We start from the raw sequence: 19558 nt of genomic DNA on the forward strand, positions 1-19558 counted from the left end.
TACCGTGAATACGTGACATTTTTAGGTGACTACAGACAAAAGTAGCACAAATACTGTTGATAAAATCTGCAAATGGCATGCCATTTAAGAAAATGAAATAAAGATTTAAATAAAATGATGTGAAGTTAAGAATGTAACGATAAAAATATGTATATTTTTAGATGTGCTCGATGAGCAATATTCATGATGAAAGACGGCTTCACGTGGAACATAAAGAGAATAAAAGTATTTTAAAAGTGAAAATAAGTGATAAATTTTTATGAAATTTCAATAAAAAAATAAAGTTAAAAAAAGAAGTCTAAATTTAAAATAAAAATGACTTTTTAATTTATTTTTATACTGTTCAAATGGATATAGGTAACTGACAAAATAGAACTTACATTATTTTTAACGCAATTTTCCTGCAAGCGTTATATAGCCTTAGGTTTAAAGTAAAAAAAAATAACATTAGTGCATAATTTTCTGTCAATATGGGGTGTTAAAACCTGTAAAATTAACTATAGTAGCACCTTAATATTTTTAAGATATTGAATACATAATTTTGCTAAAAATTATAAAATGAAATGTGTAATGGGGTAGTAACGAACATGGGCAAGGACAGCATAACAAAGAGTCGTCGTAACATCGCGATTTCGTATGTGTTTATGTTTCTCACTTTATTTACAATTGTCTTTGGATTGTTTTCCTATTTATTGGCTCGAAAAGTATCGGTCACTGCCGATTTAGAGGTTTGGTTGCAAACACATGCTTTTTGGGTAATGCGTAATATTGTTATTTATTTCTTCCTTTGTTTATTTGCCTCACTTTGGTTTATTCCACTGTATTTTTACTATTGGGATACTTACATGTGGGTAACCGCTTGCACTGTAATCGGTGTCGTTTTTGCTATAGTTGCATTTTTATTTTTATTAAATGCATGGTTAAAAGGCATGTCTAAATTTTTCAAAAATAAAGCTGTTTTTTAAATTAGATAGATTTTTTTCAAACATCCTCTTGTAAAATTTGGTTTGACCCCCAATTCAGACCACAGTTAAGTATTAATAAAATTCCGTGAGGAGCATCGCCTGACATGGCTAAACGTGATTATTATGAGGTTTTAGGCGTATCTAAAACTGCTAGTGATGATGAAATTAAGAAAGCCTACCGTAAGTTGGCGATGAAATATCATCCAGATAGAAACCCTGACAATGCGGAAGCTGAAGAGAAATTTAAAGAAGCGGCTGAAGCTTATGAAATTTTATCTGACAGCGAAAAGCGCAGCATGTACGACCGTATGGGGCATCAAGCTTTTGAAGGTGGCATGGGCGGCGGCGGTGGCTTTGGCGGTGGTTTTAGCGCAGAAGATATCTTTAGCCAGTTTGGTGATATTTTTGGTGGTGCGTTTGGTGGCGGTGGTCGTCAGCAACAACGTGCGCGCCGTGGGTCAGACTTACGTTATGTAATGGATCTTACGCTTGAAGAAGCAGTGAAAGGCGTGAAAAAGACCATTACTTTCACAGCTCCTGCACCATGCGAAGCATGTGATGGTAAAGGCGCTAAAGATCCGAAAGATGTTGAAACTTGTAAAACTTGTCATGGTGCGGGTCAAGTCCGCATGCAACAAGGTTTCTTTTCTGTTCAACAAACATGTAGTACATGTCGTGGACAAGGTCAAACGATTAAGAACCCATGTAAGTCTTGTCATGGTTCTGGCGTAGCAGACCGTCAACAAACACTAGAAGTGACTATTCCTGCGGGTGTAGATAATGGCGATCGCGTTCGTTTATCTGGTAAAGGTGAAGCGATTCGTGATGGTCAATCGGGTGATTTATACGTGGAAGTTCAAGTGCGTGAGCATGAGATTTTCCAACGTGATGGTGCAGATCTTTATATGGATGTACCTGTTTCAATTGCCGATGCTGCTTTGGGTAAAGAAATTGAAATTCCAACGCTTGATGGTCGTGTAAGTTTGAAAGTGCCTGAAGGTACGCAGACTGGTAAGTTGTTCCGTTTACGTGGTAAGGGTGTAAAACCTGTTCGTACAAGTATGACGGGTGATTTACTTTGCCGTATTGTGGTTGAAACGCCTGTGAATTTAACTTCACGTCAACGTGAGTTGTTGGAAGAACTTCAGGCTTCTATGGATGGGGATGACAATAAGTCTTCTCCGAAGAAAAAGTCTTTCTTTGGTTTGTTTGACTAATTGATGTTGAATAAAAAAAGGACGCTAAGGCGTCCTTTTTTGTTCTTAAAATATGATATAAATATAAAAGCTAGAGCTAAATTATATTTCGTATAAGAAATTTTATGTTAAATACATAAAAAAATAAGACCTTGAATAAGGCCTTATTTTTTTATTAGACAGCTGGATTAGAAATTATATTTCCAACCAATATTACCTTGGTATGTCTCATTATTATGACTACCTGTTGCATATGATGCATTTAACCAAACTTGGCTGTTTTTAGTCGTATTTCCTTCAATACCGAATTTAATTTCACCTTGTTTTTCTGAGCCTTCATTTTCATAACGCTCATCATGAATGACAACTGAATACGGATTGGTATTTTGAATATAATTTAATGCGACATATGGACGATAACTTGTAAACTTATTTCCACTCGTTGGAATATCTAAGTAAGTTTTAACCCCCATACGCATTTGTACATTATCTTTACCATGGTAAATATCAACACCTTGTGCATCTTTGAAGTTTTCAGCATGAACACCTTGATAAATGATTTGTGATTGTGGTTGTACCCACCAATTTTTCTTCCCATTTTTATTAATCAGATAATCTCCACCCACTTCAATAGATGCTGTTACACCTGATGAATTGAATTTATATTTATTATAATCGGGCGTATCAATGCTATTGTTAAATTTATTCCAAAGTACCCAACTATCTATATAAGTTCCACGTTGCTCTACTGGATGTGCATACCATGTTCCATAAAAACCTAAGCTATAACCATCTATTTTAGTTTTAGATTCACGTGTTGTAATATCTGAGCGTGTTTTGCCATCATAGTAAGCAAAGCCTGTCATAGCACCTAGGTTATATTGATCTTCCTCACCTAAAGTGACTAAACCTGTTCCCATTTGAGTGACGAAACTGTTCCCTGTCGTTTTTAGTTGGCTATTCATGGTTTTAAATTGATTATGCCCACCATAAGCACGAACCCAAACATTACCTACATCTTTACTCCCTAAACCTTGATATTGACTCGCACCTTCACGATCTTCTAAACGCGAGGTAAAAAGAGTATTCCCCATAGTTTCAGTTGCTAAATATTCACCAATGTCGGGAGTGTAAATATAGTCTTCATTCGCATAGTTCCTTAAATACCAGTTATCATAGTTTCCATCACTACGATATTCTAAATAGTAATCGTACTTACCACCTGCCGTTAAATAGCCTTCCTGACCAGCTAAAACAAATACACCTTCTTTTGATACTGGATTAGAGCCCTTTGTTGCTTGAATAACTTTAATACCATTTATAGTAGGTGCACCTTGGCTATTGCCACTCTTAATATCTACTTTAGTGGTACCAAAAACTTCACCACCAATTTCAACAAAATCAGTTGGAGAGTTATCTTTAGCTAGATGTGTATCTAAAACTAATAGACCATTATTACCCGTGTAAGTACCACCAATCGTTAGCTTTCCTCCTAAAACACCATTCGCTAAACTAATGGTGGCATTATCATTAATTGCATTTCCAGAAAATGTGCTTGTTGAACCAAAAAAGTTAATGGTGGCATCGCTTTTATTGTTGAATGCTATTTCTTCACCTGTAGAGGTGATATCACCAAAGAACGTGATTACAGCGTTATTAGTACTATGGATTGCACTTTTTGTTGTGGTTGTAGTCTCATTAGTTATAATTATATTAGTATCATTCTTTGCTGTTACAGATCCGCCATCCTCAGCTTTAATTCCCATTCCACTAGATGTTAATTCCCCTGTAGTATATGTTATATAGCTATTGCTTCCTTTCACATGTATAGCATTATCATTATTTTGATTACTATTACTATTAATATTATTACCAGTTCTATTTTTAATAGTTACATCAATATTTGAAAGATTCATAAATCCACCTGTTAAAGCGTAAATACCACGAATACCATCTGTTGTTATAGTAACTTTTTTTTCTGCTATTATTTGTGCTTTTCCGCTTTGAGCAACTAATCCAGCACCTAGTTTATCATTAGTAGAGAGATTAATTGTGGTATTACCTTTTAAAGTAATCTTACTTCCATCTCCTATTGAAGAAACGGCTGAAATTTGATTTGCATTAATTGTCGATGAAATACTAATATCACCAAGTACATCAATAATCCCCCCATTATACGTTGCTAAAATATGAGCGAGCGGTCCACCTATTACATTTTTCACAGTTTTATTAACAGTCAATAATGAACCATTTCCTTCTGCTGCCAAAGTATTTGGTGCTCCTTCTGGGCCTGTTATAACTTCTCCTCCAGAATAATTATAAGTTGCATTGATTGCATCACATTGAGATCCATTTGTAGCGATAACACGGTCTCCAGTTGTTGTACAATTAGCTTGTACATTATTTATTAGACAGATTGCTATTGCTGTTGCTAATATTGATTTGATTAATTTTTTTTTCATAAAAAAATTTTAAATTTTAAAAAGATAGATGTTAATCTTATCAAATATTAATCTATTTTTTTGAAATTTATATTGTAGATTTTCTAAAATTAACATAATACATATTATGCGAAATAAAAAAGGCAACTTAAGTTGCCTTTTTTATTGTTAAACATTGAATCCTATATGTTTTCCTGTTGGAAGTTCTACATCAATACGGAGTTTCCCCCCCATTGCTTCAACATACTTTTTCATGGTCGAAATCTTAAGATCATTCCCACGATTTTCTATTGCTGAAAGCGATGGCTGTTTTATTCCCAAATTTTCAGCCAGTTCTTTTTGAGATATTTCGAGTTCTTCACGGATAAGGTAAAGCTGATTTTCTAGTAGCAATTCATCAGCTATTTTTTGAATACGAGCTTGGCTCTCTGGAGAGCGTTTAGCTAATAATTCTTGCAAAGTTTTAGCCATTAGATTGTTCTCCTAATGTTGAGAGATGAAGTTCATATTGTTGGTCTGCAATCGCCAGCATCTCTGTATAGAATCGCTTTTTACCGCCTTTATCACCAATACAAAGCACAATGGCCTGACGCAATGGATCAAATGCAAAAAAAGCCCGGAGTGGTTTACCACGATGTTGAACACGAAGCTCTTTCATGTTGGTAAATTTAGAGTCATAGACGGTATCCACTAAAGGGCGGCCTAAACTCGGGCCCTGTTGTTGCAGAACAACCAAAGCAGCTAAGACCTTCTCTTGTGTCGATTCATCCTGCTGTTCAAGCCATTCATTAAATAGATCTGTCGTAATGACTGTCCACATACCACAACCAAAATATAGATTATAGTCTATATTTTAAGTGAATTAGGCTTGCTTTGCAAATGAGAAATGATAGGCAATAAAAAAGCCCAACATCCTGTTGGGCTTTTTTACGTATTTGGTGCTTAGGTCTGACTCCTGTCGTACCTGACATTCCTTGTTCTATCTGTTGTTATTCTTATCTTGAGCATCCTGCTCTCTATGTCCCCATGATAGGAAATTATTGTGAAGTGGTATAGGCGCAAAGGGCTTTAATCCATGTGCGCCTAGGCGTACAAAATTGGCTGATTTTTATCCCAAGATTTATCCGCAGAAATTGGGGATTATTTCTGTATAAAAAAGGCATATAAAAACATATGGGATTATGCTTTGTATTATCACTTTGATTGTTTACTAATCGATTTTCTTGGCAAGAAGTATCAAAACTGCTCATAAAAAAGCCGACTTGTTTCCAAGTCGGCTTTTGAACATCATCGAGCAAATAATTTATATCATAAGTTTTTGATTTTTATATGTTTCAATTTGTGCATTTCGTATAATGCCCATTATGTTAAATAAAGAAGATATTACTTTATTAATTAAGCCTTTATACATAAATCAATCTATGAAATATTATATGTAATTTATTTAAACATTATAGGATAAAAAATGAGTAACAACTTTGAAGTGGAAATTAAGATTTTACAGGATGGAGACGAAATAATTGGGTTATGGGAAAATAGAATTCTAATTAAACATAAAGATGGAAGTGCTGAATTTTTTATTATTCAGATTGATGAAAATGGATATCCTCGCTTAGATAATAAGACTTGGAAAATAACTAAAGGTGAGGGTGAAGTACATATCACTAAAAAACCTTCAAATGATGAAAGTAGTGAAGGTAAATTATCTAAAAATCCAACAGTAATAACATTTTAAAGGGAAGGTTATGGCTTGTTCTCAATGTGGAAACCATGGACATAATGCACGATCATGCCCCAGTAATCCTCAAAAAAATCAAACCTCAACTGTGATTAATGGCAGAGATAGAATGATTATCGCCATAGATAATACTGATGAGGAAAGCTTACATGCGATTGCCGCAGTTGTTATGAAAGCAAAAAGACAAATAGATCCAAATGCTCGTGGAACAATAGTTATAGGAGATGAGAGATCATTACCTCATAAAGTTTTAGCTTTATTGAAGCAGGATAGTTCTTCAGATGAATAAACGTAGACCATCAGATCATATTAAAGCTCAAAAAGAAGTCAAAAAAAGAGAGGGATATATGTGTCTACGTTGTGGAGGTGTTTATGCCGATGCCCATGGTCATCACTTGCTATATTTCAGTGAAGGTGGACCTGCAAACTTCTATACGATGACTACAATGTGTCCGCCTTGCCATAGTAAGTATCATACTAAGAAAGCTAATATTGATATTATTAGGTTTTAGCACGATTGTTTTGATCAAGAGGAACTATCTTTGACAACAGAAAAGTTATCTACAATTACATCATTTAATGACTTTAAAAACTTTACTAACTTTCAAATTGATGAGTATTTTTCTAATAAAAATTTAGAAGAATTATCAACTTATGAGTTAGCTTATATATATTTAGATACATTTTTTGGTAGAACTTCTTTAAAAAATTGTACTGTTAGTACTTGTTTGTACGATTTAATTGAAAATACTAGAGCATCTTATAATAATGTCCGGACTCGGATTTATACTCCATTGCTTGGTAGTTTTATAATTTTAGACCAGTTAGGCAGTATTTTTAGTGATCCCTCAAATCCATCGACAAACGGAATAAATGTAATTTTGAAATTATATGGATATGATGAAATCACTATTCAATATCTACTAGCGTTACGTAACGGTTTAATGCATGACGGTAGCTTAACTAGTCTCAAACAACGACCTAATCAATATAATACTATTTTTAGATTATCTCCTGATTTAGACAGAACTATTAAATTGTCATCTACAGAGTGGGATGGTGTATATCATGATGATCTTACCCCTTATATCTCAAAAATTAATTCGAAACGTTTCTTTGAAGAAGTTTTGATCATAATTGATTTGAGTAAGAAAGAATTATTATGCAATAACTTATCTTTAAAAATTAATGATGAGAGAGAATTTTTTTATAAATTCTTATTTTAAAGACTTTCTAAAATTAACATAATACACGTTATACGAAATGCTCTTTTTTATTTCTTATAATTCATAATCTTATATCGATGTGAAAAGCCTAATCCTCAGTGATTGAGCTTTTTGTTGATTTTTCATGTTCCATGCCTATTAAATAATCATTGTTCCACGAATTTGATTAGTAAAAATAAAAAATCATCAGCAAAACAAATTTCAAATAACACACAATTTTATAGACAGCATCTTAGAGTTCAGCACGACATTTGCTATAGTAAGAACAATTTTGAATCATCTTTAGGGAAATAATATGTCAGCAGCTCCACGCATTGGTGTATTGGGTGCAGGCGGTCGTATGGGACGCATTCTAATTCAAGCCGTTCAGCAAGCAGGTTACCAACTTGCCGCAGCAGTAGAACGCCCTGAAAGTAGCTTGATTGGCTCAGATGCGGGCGAACTTGCAGGAATTGGAGCAGTAGGCGTAAAAGTTTCAGGAAGCTTGGAAGAAGTACTTAAAGATTGTGACGTTGTCATTGACTTTACAGCACCTATAGCAACAGCAAACCATCTAAAGCTTTGCCGTGAAGCAGGCGTTGCAATTGTCATTGGTACAACAGGTATGAATGACGAACAAAAAGCATATTTAGAAGAAACAGCAACCCAAACACCTGTGGTTTATGCAGCAAACTACTCGGTAGGTGTAAACGTATCAATTAAACTGCTTGAACTTGCTTCAAAAGTATTTGGCGACACAGTAGATATCGAAATTATTGAAGCACATCACCGTCATAAAGTAGATGCACCATCAGGCACAGCTTTAATGTGGGGCGAAGCAATTGCAGACACATTAGGTCGTGATCTTAAAGAAGATGCCGTATATTGCCGTGAAGGTCATACAGGTGCACGCGAACGTCAAAGCATTGGCTTCCAAACGATTCGTGGTGGCGACATTGTAGGTGAACACACAGCAATGTTTATTGCAGATGGCGAACGTGTTGAAATTACCCATAAAGCAACAAACCGTATGAACTTTGCTTCTGGTGCGGTACGTGCGGCAGCTTGGGTTGTAGGTCGTGATGCTAAAAAATACGACATGAAAGATGTTTTAGGCTTTAATGATATTCAAGTTTAAAACTCAATTAGCTTGGTAAAATAAATGGGGTCAATCGGATATTTATCTGAATGATCACAATTTTACAAAAGCTTTTAATAACGGGAAAATTCTGATTTCTGTTATAATGAAAAGAGCCTATAAAATGGCTCTTTTTTATTATATGCACAACAAAATAAGGCTCTGTAATGTTGCAACTCGCTGAACTAAAAATCGCAATTATTGGATTGGGTTATGTTGGTCTTCCTTTGGCCGTTGAGTTCGGTAAGAAAGTGCCAGTTGTGGGTTTTGATATTCATCAAAAACGAATTGATGAATTAACATCAGGACATGATCATACATTAGAAGTGTCACCTGAAGAATTAGCGCAAGCATCACAATTAAGTTACACCGCAAATTTAGAAGATTTAAAAAGCTGTAATTTTTTTATTGTGACGGTTCCAACGCCTATCGATGAATTTAAACAACCCGATTTAACACCACTTGTAAAAGCATCTACAAGTATTGGTCAGGTGTTAAATACAGGTGATATCGTGGTGTACGAATCGACGGTATACCCAGGTGCAACAGAAGAAGTTTGTATTCCAGTTTTAGAAAAAATTTCAGGTTTAACATTCAATCAAGATTTTTACGCAGGTTATAGCCCTGAACGTATTAATCCGGGTGATAAACTGCATCGTGTAAGTAATATTCTAAAAGTTACATCGGGTTCTACGCCTGAAATTGCTGAATTTGTCGATCAAGTTTATAAATTGGTGATTGAGGCAGGCACGCACAAAGCGGAAAGCATTAAAGTAGCGGAAGCAGCAAAAGTCATTGAAAACACGCAACGTGATGTGAATATTGCACTCATTAATGAGCTCGCACTTATTTTTAATAAAATGGGCATCGATACAGAATCAGTATTAAAAGCAGCGGGTACAAAATGGAACTTTCTTCCATTTCGCCCGGGATTAGTCGGTGGTCACTGTATTGGTGTAGATCCGTACTATTTAACCTATAAAGCACAAGCGATTGGTTACCATCCTGAAATTATTTTGGCAGGTCGTCGTTTAAATGATGCGATGGGTGCTTATGTTGTGACTCAGCTTGTAAAGAGCATGATTAAGAAAAGAATTCAGGTCGAAGGTGCAAAAGTTCTCGTTCTTGGTTTAAGTTTTAAAGAAAATTGCCCAGATATTCGTAATACTAAAATTATTGATATTGTAAAAGAACTTCAGGAATATCATATTGATGTTGATATTTATGATCCTTGGGTAAATGCAGACGAAGCGGAACATGAATATGGTATTCGTACCACTGAACAGCTTCAAAATGGTATTTATGATGCTGTGATTCTTGCAGTTGCACATGAGCAATTTGTGGCTTTAGGTGCAGAAAAAATTCGTGCATTGGGTAAAGAAAGTCATGTGTTGTATGACTTGAAATATGTTTTGCCACAAACAGCATCAGATATTCGTCTGTAATTAAAATCAAGATTAGGAAAGAAATAATGAACCAATTTGAAGTGGTTTGTGAGCAATTAAAACAAACACCAAAAACTTGGTTAGTGACGGGTGTTGCGGGCTTTATTGGCTCGAATTTGTTGGAAACGTTATTAAAGCTTAACCAAAAAGTGGTGGGTTTAGATAACTTTGCAACAGGACATCAGCACAATTTAGACGAAGTAAAAAGCTTAGTAACGACAGAGCAATGGGCGGGTTTTGCCTTTATTGAAGGTGATATTCGTAAATTTGAAGATTGCCAAAAAGCATGTTCAGGTGTGGACTATGTTTTACACGAAGCGGCTTTAGGTTCTGTACCTCGTTCTATTGCAGACCCAATTACCACCAATGAAACCAATATTAGTGGTTTCTTGAATATGTTGACTGCTGCTCGTGATGCTGGCGTTTCAAGCTTTACCTATGCGGCAAGCAGTTCGACTTATGGTGATCATCCTGCATTGCCAAAAGTTGAAGAACATATTGGTAATCCACTTTCTCCATACGCCGTGACTAAATACGTAAACGAGCTTTATGCCGATGTATTTGCACGTACTTATGGCTTTAAAACCATTGGTTTACGTTACTTTAATGTGTTTGGTCAGCGTCAAGATCCAAATGGTGCATACGCTGCGGTTATTCCAAAATGGACAGCATCCATGATTGCAGGCGATGATGTGTTCATTAATGGTGATGGCGAAACAAGTCGAGATTTTTGCTTTATCAATAATACGGTTCAAGCCAATATTTTGGCAGCCACAACAGTAAATGATGATGCGAAAAATCAAGTTTATAACGTAGCAGTGGGCGATCGTACAACACTCAATGATTTGTTTAATGCAATTAAAGTTGCTTTATCTGAAAATTCAGTGAATTATCAAAAAGATGCAGTTTATCGTGAATTCCGAGCAGGGGATGTACGCCATTCTCAAGCGAGTATTGCGAAAATTGAAAAGCACTTAGGATATGACCCGAAATTTAAAATTGATGAAGGGATTCAACTTGCAATGCAGTGGTACGTTAAAAATCTGACATGAGCATTAAAAGGCTTGTTTTAAAATATCAATCAATTGGATTAATTACATCCAGTTTATTAGTAGGTGCGATAATTACATTTATCGCACTTCCTTTTTTAACGCGCCTATATTCTGTTAAAGATTTTGGTCAATATGGTGTAGCACTTGCAATTGTGAGCGTGCTTTCAACCATTGCCAATTTACGTTTAGATCAAGCCCAACTTGTGGCAGATGATGAACATCAGAAAAGTTTAATCTTTGAAGGTTCGGTTTTTTCACTGATTTTCTGTGTGTTAACAGCAGTTGTTCTTAGTTTCTTTTTTGATATTTCAATGATTCTTGCCATCTGTTTTGGTGTGCTATCGAATACTGTTTTACAAAGTTTATATAATTATAAATTTGCTCATGAAGCAGAATTTTTCTGTGCAGGTTTAAATATTTATCGCAGTTTAATTGTGGTCGTTGTACAGCTTGGTTTGCCGCTGATCATGAGCATTAGTTTGGTAACTAGTTATGCAGTTAGCTCGGTCATTATGTTCTGTACTATGCTGTTCTATATTGCGATTCACGGCTTATACAAAGTGAGTTGGAGTAGTTATAAAAACTATAAAGATTTCATTTTTTCCAATACGCCGCACGCATTATTAAATAGCTTTTCACATAATTTACCGTATTACGTGGTGTCGCATTTTATTGGTTATCAGGCAGTTGGTTTTTATGCCATTGTTGAGCGTACTTTACGTGTACCTATTAACCTTATGTCGCAAACCATTCGACAGTTCTTTATTCGTAAATTTAAACATGCAGATTCGCCTCGAGAAGCCTTAAAAAGCAGCGTGTTTTTAAGCCTTATTTCACTGCCATTTTTTGCACTGTTTTTTGTATTGCCTGAATCTTTATATTTGATGGTTTTTGGACAGCATTGGGTAGGTATATCGCTGTATTTTCAGATTTTAGCTTTGGGATATTGGGCGGTATTTTGTAATCCACCAAGTTCAGCTTATTTAATTGCAAAACGAAATAGCCAACAATTGTTTAAATTACAAATTGTTGAACTTATTATAAAATTTGTATTGTTTGCAGCATTGTATATGTTGATAGACAATAAACTGTATATGCTTTTAGCAGTGCCAGCGTCTTTAATTTTCTACAATTTTGCCATTTTGTATGTGGTATGGAGAAACCCAAAGTGATCTTTTTTAAATGTTTAAAAGTACTCAATTGGTTTTCTGCATTTTGCCGAAAAAGCCTATATAACATGGCATTTTCTAGTCAGTTTAAGTATTTTGGTAAAGGGACAAAACTCGATATTTCAGGGCAAGTTCAAATTGGTAAAAATGTATATATGGGTGATGATGTAACGCTCATTGTAGAAAATGGCGCATCCTTAGTGATTGGTGATAATAGCTTTATTGGAGAAAGTTGTTATATCAAATGCTTTGGTGGAAAAGTGGAAATTGGACGTGATGTAAGCATCAATTCCAAATCATTTTTAAATGGTTGTGGTGGTTTAAAAATTGGTGATAACACCCGCATTGGCACACAAAGTATTATGATTGCGAGTAATCATAAGTTTGACGATCCTGATGTTTTGTTTAAAGATGCGATCACCAAAGAAGGCATTGAGATTGGTCAAAATGTTTGGTTTGGCGCACGTGTGACCGTATTAGATGGTGTACATATAACTAATGATGTTGTAATTGGTGCGTGTTCATTGGTGAGTAAAAATATTACCGAAGCAGGTGTATATGTGGGAACACCTGCGAAAAAATTGGCACAAAAGTCAAAAGAATAATTCGATTTAAACGGATATAAATACATATATCCTCAATGGTCATGTCATATCTGAAAACTATATTTTCAGTTAAAATAAGCGCACCTGATTCCGCATTATTTAACAGAAGTATTCGGTTTTTATTTTCTATTCCCCTCACTAAATCAAAGGTTTTTCGCCATGAAAGTTTTGAAAGCTATTTTGTGCCAAGTTTTTGATTTAGCGTATTTCTTTATAAAAGGCAGTGTTGCTTATGCACGTAAAAAAGGCGTGGTTGTAGGTGAGCGTTGCCGTATTTATATTAAAAGTTGGGGGTCTGAACCTTTTTTAGTCCAAATTGGTGATGATGTAACAGTGACATCGGGCGTAAAATTTATTACCCATGATGGCAGTACCTGTTTGGTTAAAGATGAACATGGTAAGCGCTATCAAAAATTTGCACCTATTACCGTGGGTTCACGGGTTTTTATTGGTGTGAACACCATTATTATGCCTGGTGTAAACATTGGTTCTGATGTAGTGATAGGTGCAGGTTCTGTCATCACCAAAGACATTCCAGATAATTCTGTGGCAATTGGTGTACCTGCAAAAGTGGTTTCAAGTTTTGAGGATTACCAAGCCAAAATTAAAGCGACTTGTGTAAGCGATACAGACTTAGCAAATGTGCAAAGTTATGCCGAACGTGTGCAACGTGCCATTGAATTGCAAAATCAAAAAAACTCTTAATTTCATCTAATTTTAGGTCTTGTTATGCTGAATAAAGTCATGTTCTTTTTACCCACGCTTGGTGGTGGTGGGGCAGAGCGTACCGTCATTCAACTTGCCAATAGTTTTGTCGAGCAAGGCTTAAAAATTGATTTGGCTGTTTGCAATATTCATGGTGAAAAAGGCAAATTGTTGCCTGAAGTGAACCCTAAAATTCAGTTAGTAAATTTTGATTGTGGTCGTGTGGTGAATGCTTTATTTCCTTTGAAAAAAAGACTTCAAGCTGAAAACTACGATTGTGTTGTTGCAACTCAAACGCATACCAATGTGATTTGTGCCTTTGCTAAAAAAATGGCAGGCGTAAAGACTAAAATGATTTTTAGAGAAGTTTCGACACCTTCTAAAAATATAAAAAATGAAGGGTTATCGAAATTTATTTTAAAAAGTTTAGTTAATTTTACCTACCCAATGGCAGACCAAGTGGTGTGTGTGTCGAATGGTGTACAGGAAGATTTTCGTGAATATTACAGCTATAAAAAACAAAATCTTATTACCATTTACAACCCTGTTATTGATAATGCGTATTTTGAAAAATTAAAAGCGCCAACATCACATCGCTTTTTCCAAACCAACTCTAAAGTGGTAATGGCAGTAGGGCGTTTAACCGAAGCGAAAAACTTTGCCTTTTTAATTCGTTCTTTTGCAAAGTTACATCAAGCACATTCTGAAACTCGCTTACTTATTTTAGGTGAGGGTGAGTTACGTGCCGAACTTGAGCAATTAGTTAAAGATTTAAACTTGGTTGATGTAGTCGATTTAGCAGGTTTTGACCCAAATCCATACGCATATTTTAAATATGCCGATTTATTTGTTTTAAGTTCAAATTGGGAAGGTTTGCCGGGTGTATTAATTCAAGCATTGGCTTCAAAAATTAAAGTGGTGAGTACCAACTGCCCAAGTGGTCCAATGGAAATTTTAGTCAATTCTAAATTTGGATTATTGGTGGAATGCAACGATGAGCCTGCAATGACATCAGCTATGAAAAAGGCATTATTTGAAAATTATGTGGATTATAGTGATGCCGAGTTCGAGCAACATTGCAGTCAATTCCATAAGACCAATGTGCTCGAGCGCTATTTAAATATGATGGAGAATCCATCTTGAATAAGCAAAAAGTGGTACATGTAATTACCAATTTTGCAGGCGTTGGCGGTGCAGAAATGATGTTGTCTCGCCTTATTCAGCAAACTCAGCATGAATGTGAACACATTATTATTTCATTAATGAAAACATCCGAAGTTTATGCAGATGCTTTGGCGATGTGTTCATCACATTATGCTTTGGGATGGAATGGTTTAAATAGTTTTTCTGTATTAAGAAAATTACGTGTATTGCTAGAAAATTTGGCACCTCAAACCGTGCAATGTTGGATGTATCACGCCAATGCACTGACTTCGCTTGCGACATTGAAAATGAAGAATAAACCTCAAGTTTATTGGGGTATTCATCATTCATTGGCATCTCCAAAAGATGAGTCGATCAGCACCAAAGTGGCTTTAGCATTCAGTAAATTTTTGGCTAAAAAGCCTGAAGGTATTATTTATTGTGCGCATTCATCTTTAGAACAGCATGAAAAATTTGGTTTTCAAAACCCAAATTCAGCCGTTATTGCAAATGGTGTGGTTTTAGAAAAATATCAGCCGAACCCACAGCTTCATGAGTCTATTGTGATTGGTTTTGCAGGGCGTTATCACCCAGCTAAAGGTTATCCATATTTATTTGAAACCATTGCAAAACTTAAAGATCAGCTGATTATTTTTAAAATAGCAGGTACAGGCGCAAATTTAGAAAACCCTGAAATCAAAAAATATTTTGAACAATACAACTTAGATGAAAACCAAGTTCAATTGCTCGATCAAGTTTCAAATATGCCTGAGTTTTATCAGTCAATTGATGCCTTTTTAATGACCTCAATTACGGAAGGTTTTCCGAATGTTTTGGTAGAAGCAATGGCTTCAGGCTTACCTTGTATTAGTACCGATGTTGGTGATGCAAAATATATTGTGAATGATCATGGTTGGATTGTTCCACCACGTGATGCTGATGCATTAGCACAAGCAATTTTGGCTTATGTACACTCAGCAATTGAACAAAAACAGCAATTGAAACAGGCAACACGGTTACGTGTAGAGCAAAATTTTGGTATTGAAAGTGTGAGCCAACAATATTTGGCAATGTGGAGTAAAAGCAGATGAAATTTTTAATGGTGAGTAGCTTTTTACCATCTGTCTTGAATTTCCGTGGCAAATTATTGGAGGCCATTCATGCCAAGGGTTTTGAAATTCATATTTGTGCGCCAGATTTAACGGAATTTCCAACTGAGCTCGAACAACTTAAAAATATGGGCTATCAGGTTCATTCTGTGCCCATGCAACGTACAGGAACCAATCCAATTCAGGACTTCAAAACCTTATTGGCTTTGGTTGCATTGATGCGTCAAATTCAGCCCGATTATGTACTTTCTTATACCATTAAACCTGTCATTTACGGTACATTTGCAGCTCGCTTGGCTCAAGTGCCACAGAGCTTTGCGCTGATTACAGGGCTTGGCTATGCATTTCAAAATGTGGAATCGGGTAAACGTAGTATTTTCCAAAAAATGGTACATCATTTATATGCCCAAGCTTTGAAATTTTCAGATAAAGTTTTTTTCCAAAATCCTGATGATTTAAAATTATTTCGAGATATGAAATTACTCGATGCCAAAAAACCTGCGGTTGTGGTGAATGGCTCAGGCGTAAATGTTCAGGATTTCGATGTTATGCCTTTGCCTGAAAATAACCAAGGTGAAGCCAAAGCATCATTTTTATTGATTGCTCGTTTGCTTGGAGATAAAGGCGTACGTGAGTATGCACAGGCAGCACGTATTGTAAAAGCAAAACATCCTGAAGCGGAGTTTCACTTGGTGGGGTGGATTGATGATAATCCATCTGCAATTTCACAAGCTGAACTTGATGCGTGGGTGGCAGATAAAACGGTGAATTATTGGGGTAAATTGAGTGATGTACGGCCTGCAATTCAGGCAAGTTCGGTATATGTGTTGCCATCTTACCGTGAAGGTACGCCACGTACAGTTCTAGAAGCAATGGCGATGGGTCGTGCCATTATTACCACAGATGCACCAGGCTGTCGTGAAACGGTAATTAATGGGCAAAATGGTTATTTAGTTGGGGTAAAATCAGTCGATGATTTGGTGCAAACCATGCAGTATTTCATTGAAGATCCAAAACTCATCCGTTATATGGGGCAGCGTTCACGTGAAATTGCATTGAATAAATATGATGTGCATCAAGTGAATAAACACATGATGACTGAAATGGGGATGTTGCCATGATCAAACGATTACTCGATATTGTGATTGCATCAGTTGCATTGGTTTTATTGTCGCCTGTATATTTTATTGTTGCTCGCAAAGTAAAAAAGAATTTAGGTTCGCCTGTACTTTTTCGTCAAGTACGTCCGGGCTTGCATGGTCAGCCTTTTGAAATGATCAAGTTTCGAACCATGAAAGATGCAATAGATGCCGAAGGTAACCCATTACCCGATAGTGAGCGCTTAACGCCATTTGGTAAAATGCTTCGTGCGACAAGTCTTGATGAAATGCCTGAGCTTTGGAATGTGATTAAAGGCGATATGAGTATTGTTGGACCACGTCCATTACTCGTGGAATATTTACCTTTATATAATGAAGAACAAGCTAAACGTCATAATGTGCGTCCGGGCATTACGGGTTATGCTCAGGTCAATGGTCGCAATGCAATTTCTTGGGAAAAGAAATTTGAACTTGATACATGGTATGTTGAAAATCAGTCACTTTGGCTCGATTTCAAAATCATGCTAAAAACAGTGAAAAAAGTACTCGCAAAAGACGATATTAGTGCTGAAGGCGAAGTGACGATGAGTAAATTCACAGGCACAGTGGAACATAAAAATGACTAAAATTTATGCGGTTTATGGTGTTTCAGGATGTGGGCGTAGTCTTATGCCTGTGGCGCGTCAACAATTAGCCCGAAAACAAGATTCCTCAGAAATAGTATTTATTGATGATGCATTAATAGAAATATCTAAAATAAATGGTCATCGTGCAATGAATTATGCACAATTTTTAAAAGAAGATGCCTCGCAAAAATCTGTACTTATTGCGATTGCGAATAGCAAAATTCGCGAAAAATTAGCAACACGATTAATTGAAGATGGTATTACGCTTTGGTCTGTTTTTGCAGATAACGTGGTGTTGATGGATGAAACAAAAATTGCAGAAGGTTGTGCAATGAGTCCATTTGTTAGTATTACGTCAAATATTAAAATTGGAAAATGCTTTCATGCCAATTTATATAGCTATGTTGAGCATGATTGCATCATTGGTGATTTCGTTACCTTTGCACCAGGCGTAAAATGTAATGGCAATATTCATATTGAAGATCATGCTTATATAGGTGCAGGTGCTGTCCTTAAACAAGGAACACCTGAAAATCCTTTAGTGATTGGTCAAGGTGCAATTGTAGGTATGGGTGCTGTTGTCACTAAAAGCGTACCTGCTGGTGTAACTGTGGTTGGCAATCCGGCTCGAATAGTCGAGCTGAAATAATTTTAAACTAGGAAAAATCCATGTTAAATACTGCATTTGAACCGTGGCCAAGCTTTACTCAAGCTGAAGCAGACGCGGTATCAAAAGTTCTATTGTCGAATAAAGTGAATTATTGGACAGGTCAAGAATGTCGCGAATTTGAAAAGGAATTTGCACAATTTGCAGGGACAAAATATGCAGTAGCCGTAGCAAATGGTACGGTGTCATTGGATGTTGCATTAAAAGCATTAGGTGTTGGTGCAGGTGATGATGTCATTGTGACATCACGTACTTTCCTTGCATCTGCAAGTTCAATTGTGACAGCAGGGGCAAATCCTATTTTTGCTGATGTTGAACTTGATTCTCAGAATATTTCACGCCGTACCATTGAAGCTGTTCTTACACCAAAGACCAAAGCCATTATTTGTGTGCATTTAGCAGGTTGGATGTGTGATATGGATCCAATCATGCAATTGGCAGAAGAAAAGGGTATCTACGTGATTGAGGATTGTGCTCAAGCACATGGTGCGATGTATAAAGGCAAATCTGCGGGTTCAATTGGTCATATTGGCGCATGGTCTTTTTGCCAAGATAAGATTATGACCACGGGTGGTGAAGGCGGTATGGTGACCACCAATGATGAAAATCTTTGGAAAAAAATGTGGTCTTATAAAGACCATGGCAAAAATTACGACAGTATTTATAACAAACAACATCCACCAGGATTCCGTTGGCTGCATGATAGTTTTGGTACCAACTGGCGCATGATGGAAATGCAAGCCGCTATTGGGCGTTTACAGCTTGTTGAAATGCCTGAATGGACTGCAAAACGTAATGCCAATATGGAACGTATTCAAGCTGCATTTGAAAAGAGTCCTTATTTTACTGTGGCAAAACCATCTACAGATTATGTTCATGCCGCTTATAAATGTTATGTGCAAGTAAATACAGATGCTTTACCTGAAGCTTGGTCACGTGATCGAATTATGGCGGAAATTAGTGCTTTAAACGTGCCATGTTTTAGTGGTTCTTGTTCTGAAGTGTATTTAGAAAAAGCATTTGATGGAACAAATTGGCGTCCTGAAAAGTCTTTAGAAAATGCAAAATCTTTAGGTGAAACAAGCTTGATGTTCTTGGTACATCCAACATTATCTGAAGAAAGTATGCAAAAGACATTGAGCGCAATTCAGCAGGTGATTGCTCAAATCTAAATAGATTCGCCAAATGATGAACTCAGGTATAATCATTTGGCGTATAACATTTAAAACAGTGTTCTATTAAGTCGATTATTCA

21 protein-coding genes are annotated in these 19558 nt (G+C 36.1%); 18 read left to right on the forward strand and 3 right to left on the reverse strand.

Annotation, left to right across the window (positions count from 1 at the left end; all coding sequences use genetic code 11):
* The first annotated feature begins 587 nt into the window (after positions 1 to 587).
* On the forward strand, positions 588 to 965 hold the full coding sequence (locus tag AC5YC8_RS10730) for a hypothetical protein (RefSeq protein WP_496119220.1): 378 nt from the start codon (positions 588 to 590) through the stop codon (positions 963 to 965).
* Between the two features lie 104 nt (positions 966 to 1069).
* Positions 1070 to 2182: a molecular chaperone DnaJ gene (gene dnaJ, locus AC5YC8_RS10735; RefSeq protein WP_496119218.1), complete on the forward strand. Its 1113-nt coding sequence runs from the start codon at positions 1070 to 1072 to the stop codon at positions 2180 to 2182.
* Between the two features lie 167 nt (positions 2183 to 2349).
* Here the strand turns inward: dnaJ and AC5YC8_RS10740 are convergent, their stop codons facing one another.
* The 3 genes from AC5YC8_RS10740 to AC5YC8_RS10750 all read right to left on the reverse strand — a co-directional run bounded on the left by AC5YC8_RS10740 (position 2350) and on the right by AC5YC8_RS10750 (position 5422).
* Positions 2350 to 4623 (reverse strand): autotransporter family protein, encoded by a 2274-nt coding sequence (locus AC5YC8_RS10740; protein ID WP_496164517.1) that lies wholly within the window; start codon positions 4621 to 4623, stop codon positions 2350 to 2352.
* Positions 4624 to 4770: 147 nt separating this feature from the next.
* A complete protein-coding gene (locus tag AC5YC8_RS10745) occupies positions 4771 to 5073 on the reverse strand; it encodes a helix-turn-helix domain-containing protein (protein ID WP_496164518.1) in 303 nt (100 codons plus the stop codon).
* Positions 5066 to 5422 carry a type II toxin-antitoxin system RelE/ParE family toxin gene (locus AC5YC8_RS10750; RefSeq protein WP_000269907.1) on the reverse strand — a complete coding sequence of 119 codons (357 nt, stop codon included), beginning with the start codon at positions 5420 to 5422 and terminating at the stop codon, positions 5066 to 5068. Before AC5YC8_RS10750 ends, AC5YC8_RS10745 begins: the two co-directional genes overlap by 8 nt.
* Positions 5423 to 6067: 645 nt before the next feature.
* Between AC5YC8_RS10750 and AC5YC8_RS10755 the strand changes: the two genes are divergently transcribed.
* The 16 genes from AC5YC8_RS10755 (at position 6068) to AC5YC8_RS10830 (ending at position 19476) form a co-directional block, all read left to right on the forward strand.
* Positions 6068 to 6337, forward strand: a complete 270-nt coding sequence (locus AC5YC8_RS10755) for a hypothetical protein (protein ID WP_496164519.1) — start codon at positions 6068 to 6070, stop codon at positions 6335 to 6337.
* Between the two features lie 10 nt (positions 6338 to 6347).
* The gene (locus AC5YC8_RS10760; RefSeq protein WP_496164520.1) at positions 6348 to 6629 is read left to right on the forward strand and encodes a hypothetical protein; all 282 of its coding nucleotides are present in this window, start codon (positions 6348 to 6350) and stop codon (positions 6627 to 6629) included.
* Between the two features lie 58 nt (positions 6630 to 6687).
* The gene (locus AC5YC8_RS10765; protein WP_421696798.1) at positions 6688 to 6852 is read left to right on the forward strand and encodes an HNH endonuclease; all 165 of its coding nucleotides are present in this window, start codon (positions 6688 to 6690) and stop codon (positions 6850 to 6852) included.
* 30 nt (positions 6853 to 6882) lie between these two features.
* Positions 6883 to 7566 carry a hypothetical protein gene (locus AC5YC8_RS10770; RefSeq protein WP_496164521.1) on the forward strand — a complete coding sequence of 228 codons (684 nt, stop codon included), beginning with the start codon at positions 6883 to 6885 and terminating at the stop codon, positions 7564 to 7566.
* A gap of 295 nt (positions 7567 to 7861) precedes the next feature.
* Positions 7862 to 8683 carry a 4-hydroxy-tetrahydrodipicolinate reductase gene (dapB, locus tag AC5YC8_RS10775; RefSeq protein ID WP_496164522.1) on the forward strand — a complete coding sequence of 274 codons (822 nt, stop codon included), beginning with the start codon at positions 7862 to 7864 and terminating at the stop codon, positions 8681 to 8683.
* A 167-nt stretch (positions 8684 to 8850) separates the two neighbouring features.
* Positions 8851 to 10128 carry a Vi polysaccharide biosynthesis UDP-N-acetylglucosamine C-6 dehydrogenase TviB gene (tviB, locus tag AC5YC8_RS10780; RefSeq protein ID WP_496164523.1) on the forward strand — a complete coding sequence of 426 codons (1278 nt, stop codon included), beginning with the start codon at positions 8851 to 8853 and terminating at the stop codon, positions 10126 to 10128.
* 26 nt (positions 10129 to 10154) lie between these two features.
* Positions 10155 to 11180: an NAD-dependent epimerase/dehydratase family protein gene (locus AC5YC8_RS10785; protein ID WP_496119213.1), complete on the forward strand. Its 1026-nt coding sequence runs from the start codon at positions 10155 to 10157 to the stop codon at positions 11178 to 11180.
* The gene (locus AC5YC8_RS10790) at positions 11177 to 12352 is read left to right on the forward strand and encodes an oligosaccharide flippase family protein (protein ID WP_496164524.1); all 1176 of its coding nucleotides are present in this window, start codon (positions 11177 to 11179) and stop codon (positions 12350 to 12352) included. The genes AC5YC8_RS10785 and AC5YC8_RS10790 overlap by 4 nt, the downstream gene beginning before the upstream one ends.
* Positions 12349 to 12954, forward strand: a complete 606-nt coding sequence (locus tag AC5YC8_RS10795) for an acyltransferase (RefSeq protein WP_496164525.1) — start codon at positions 12349 to 12351, stop codon at positions 12952 to 12954. The genes AC5YC8_RS10790 and AC5YC8_RS10795 overlap by 4 nt, the downstream gene beginning before the upstream one ends.
* Before the next feature lie 159 nt (positions 12955 to 13113).
* Complete coding sequence (locus AC5YC8_RS10800) at positions 13114 to 13659, forward strand: acyltransferase (RefSeq protein ID WP_496164526.1); 546 nt, start codon at positions 13114 to 13116, stop codon at positions 13657 to 13659.
* A gap of 24 nt (positions 13660 to 13683) precedes the next feature.
* A complete protein-coding gene (locus AC5YC8_RS10805; RefSeq protein ID WP_496164527.1) occupies positions 13684 to 14802 on the forward strand; it encodes a glycosyltransferase in 1119 nt (372 codons plus the stop codon).
* Positions 14799 to 15893, forward strand: a complete 1095-nt coding sequence (locus tag AC5YC8_RS10810) for a glycosyltransferase (RefSeq protein WP_496164528.1) — start codon at positions 14799 to 14801, stop codon at positions 15891 to 15893. The genes AC5YC8_RS10805 and AC5YC8_RS10810 overlap by 4 nt, the downstream gene beginning before the upstream one ends.
* Positions 15890 to 17032, forward strand: coding sequence for a glycosyltransferase family 4 protein (locus tag AC5YC8_RS10815; RefSeq protein WP_496164529.1), 1143 nt, complete (start codon positions 15890 to 15892; stop codon positions 17030 to 17032). The genes AC5YC8_RS10810 and AC5YC8_RS10815 overlap by 4 nt, the downstream gene beginning before the upstream one ends.
* The gene (locus AC5YC8_RS10820; RefSeq protein WP_496164530.1) at positions 17029 to 17637 is read left to right on the forward strand and encodes a sugar transferase; all 609 of its coding nucleotides are present in this window, start codon (positions 17029 to 17031) and stop codon (positions 17635 to 17637) included. The genes AC5YC8_RS10815 and AC5YC8_RS10820 overlap by 4 nt, the downstream gene beginning before the upstream one ends.
* On the forward strand, positions 17630 to 18286 hold the full coding sequence (locus tag AC5YC8_RS10825) for a NeuD/PglB/VioB family sugar acetyltransferase (protein WP_496164531.1): 657 nt from the start codon (positions 17630 to 17632) through the stop codon (positions 18284 to 18286). The genes AC5YC8_RS10820 and AC5YC8_RS10825 overlap by 8 nt, the downstream gene beginning before the upstream one ends.
* Before the next feature lie 20 nt (positions 18287 to 18306).
* Positions 18307 to 19476 carry a DegT/DnrJ/EryC1/StrS family aminotransferase gene (locus tag AC5YC8_RS10830; RefSeq protein ID WP_496164532.1) on the forward strand — a complete coding sequence of 390 codons (1170 nt, stop codon included), beginning with the start codon at positions 18307 to 18309 and terminating at the stop codon, positions 19474 to 19476.
* Positions 19477 to 19558 lie beyond the last annotated feature (82 nt).

Source organism: Acinetobacter sp. FY731, from assembly GCF_059515905.1.

Coding starts and splice junctions, on each gene's coding strand:
- AC5YC8_RS10730 (WP_496119220.1), top strand. CDS start 588: ATGGGCAAGGACAGCATAACAAAGAGTCGTCGTAACATCGCGATTTCG.
- dnaJ (WP_496119218.1), top strand. CDS start 1,070: ATGGCTAAACGTGATTATTATGAGGTTTTAGGCGTATCTAAAACTGCT.
- AC5YC8_RS10740 (WP_496164517.1), bottom strand. CDS start 4,623: ATGAAAAAAAAATTAATCAAATCAATATTAGCAACAGCAATAGCAATC.
- AC5YC8_RS10745 (WP_496164518.1), bottom strand. CDS start 5,073: ATGGCTAAAACTTTGCAAGAATTATTAGCTAAACGCTCTCCAGAGAGC.
- AC5YC8_RS10750 (WP_000269907.1), bottom strand. CDS start 5,422: ATGTGGACAGTCATTACGACAGATCTATTTAATGAATGGCTTGAACAG.
- AC5YC8_RS10755 (WP_496164519.1), top strand. CDS start 6,068: ATGAGTAACAACTTTGAAGTGGAAATTAAGATTTTACAGGATGGAGAC.
- AC5YC8_RS10760 (WP_496164520.1), top strand. CDS start 6,348: ATGGCTTGTTCTCAATGTGGAAACCATGGACATAATGCACGATCATGC.
- AC5YC8_RS10765 (WP_421696798.1), top strand. CDS start 6,688: ATGTGTCTACGTTGTGGAGGTGTTTATGCCGATGCCCATGGTCATCAC.
- dapB (WP_496164522.1), top strand. CDS start 7,862: ATGTCAGCAGCTCCACGCATTGGTGTATTGGGTGCAGGCGGTCGTATG.
- tviB (WP_496164523.1), top strand. CDS start 8,851: ATGTTGCAACTCGCTGAACTAAAAATCGCAATTATTGGATTGGGTTAT.
- AC5YC8_RS10785 (WP_496119213.1), top strand. CDS start 10,155: ATGAACCAATTTGAAGTGGTTTGTGAGCAATTAAAACAAACACCAAAA.
- AC5YC8_RS10790 (WP_496164524.1), top strand. CDS start 11,177: ATGAGCATTAAAAGGCTTGTTTTAAAATATCAATCAATTGGATTAATT.
- AC5YC8_RS10800 (WP_496164526.1), top strand. CDS start 13,114: ATGAAAGTTTTGAAAGCTATTTTGTGCCAAGTTTTTGATTTAGCGTAT.
- AC5YC8_RS10805 (WP_496164527.1), top strand. CDS start 13,684: ATGCTGAATAAAGTCATGTTCTTTTTACCCACGCTTGGTGGTGGTGGG.
- AC5YC8_RS10815 (WP_496164529.1), top strand. CDS start 15,890: ATGAAATTTTTAATGGTGAGTAGCTTTTTACCATCTGTCTTGAATTTC.
- AC5YC8_RS10820 (WP_496164530.1), top strand. CDS start 17,029: ATGATCAAACGATTACTCGATATTGTGATTGCATCAGTTGCATTGGTT.
- AC5YC8_RS10825 (WP_496164531.1), top strand. CDS start 17,630: ATGACTAAAATTTATGCGGTTTATGGTGTTTCAGGATGTGGGCGTAGT.
- AC5YC8_RS10830 (WP_496164532.1), top strand. CDS start 18,307: ATGTTAAATACTGCATTTGAACCGTGGCCAAGCTTTACTCAAGCTGAA.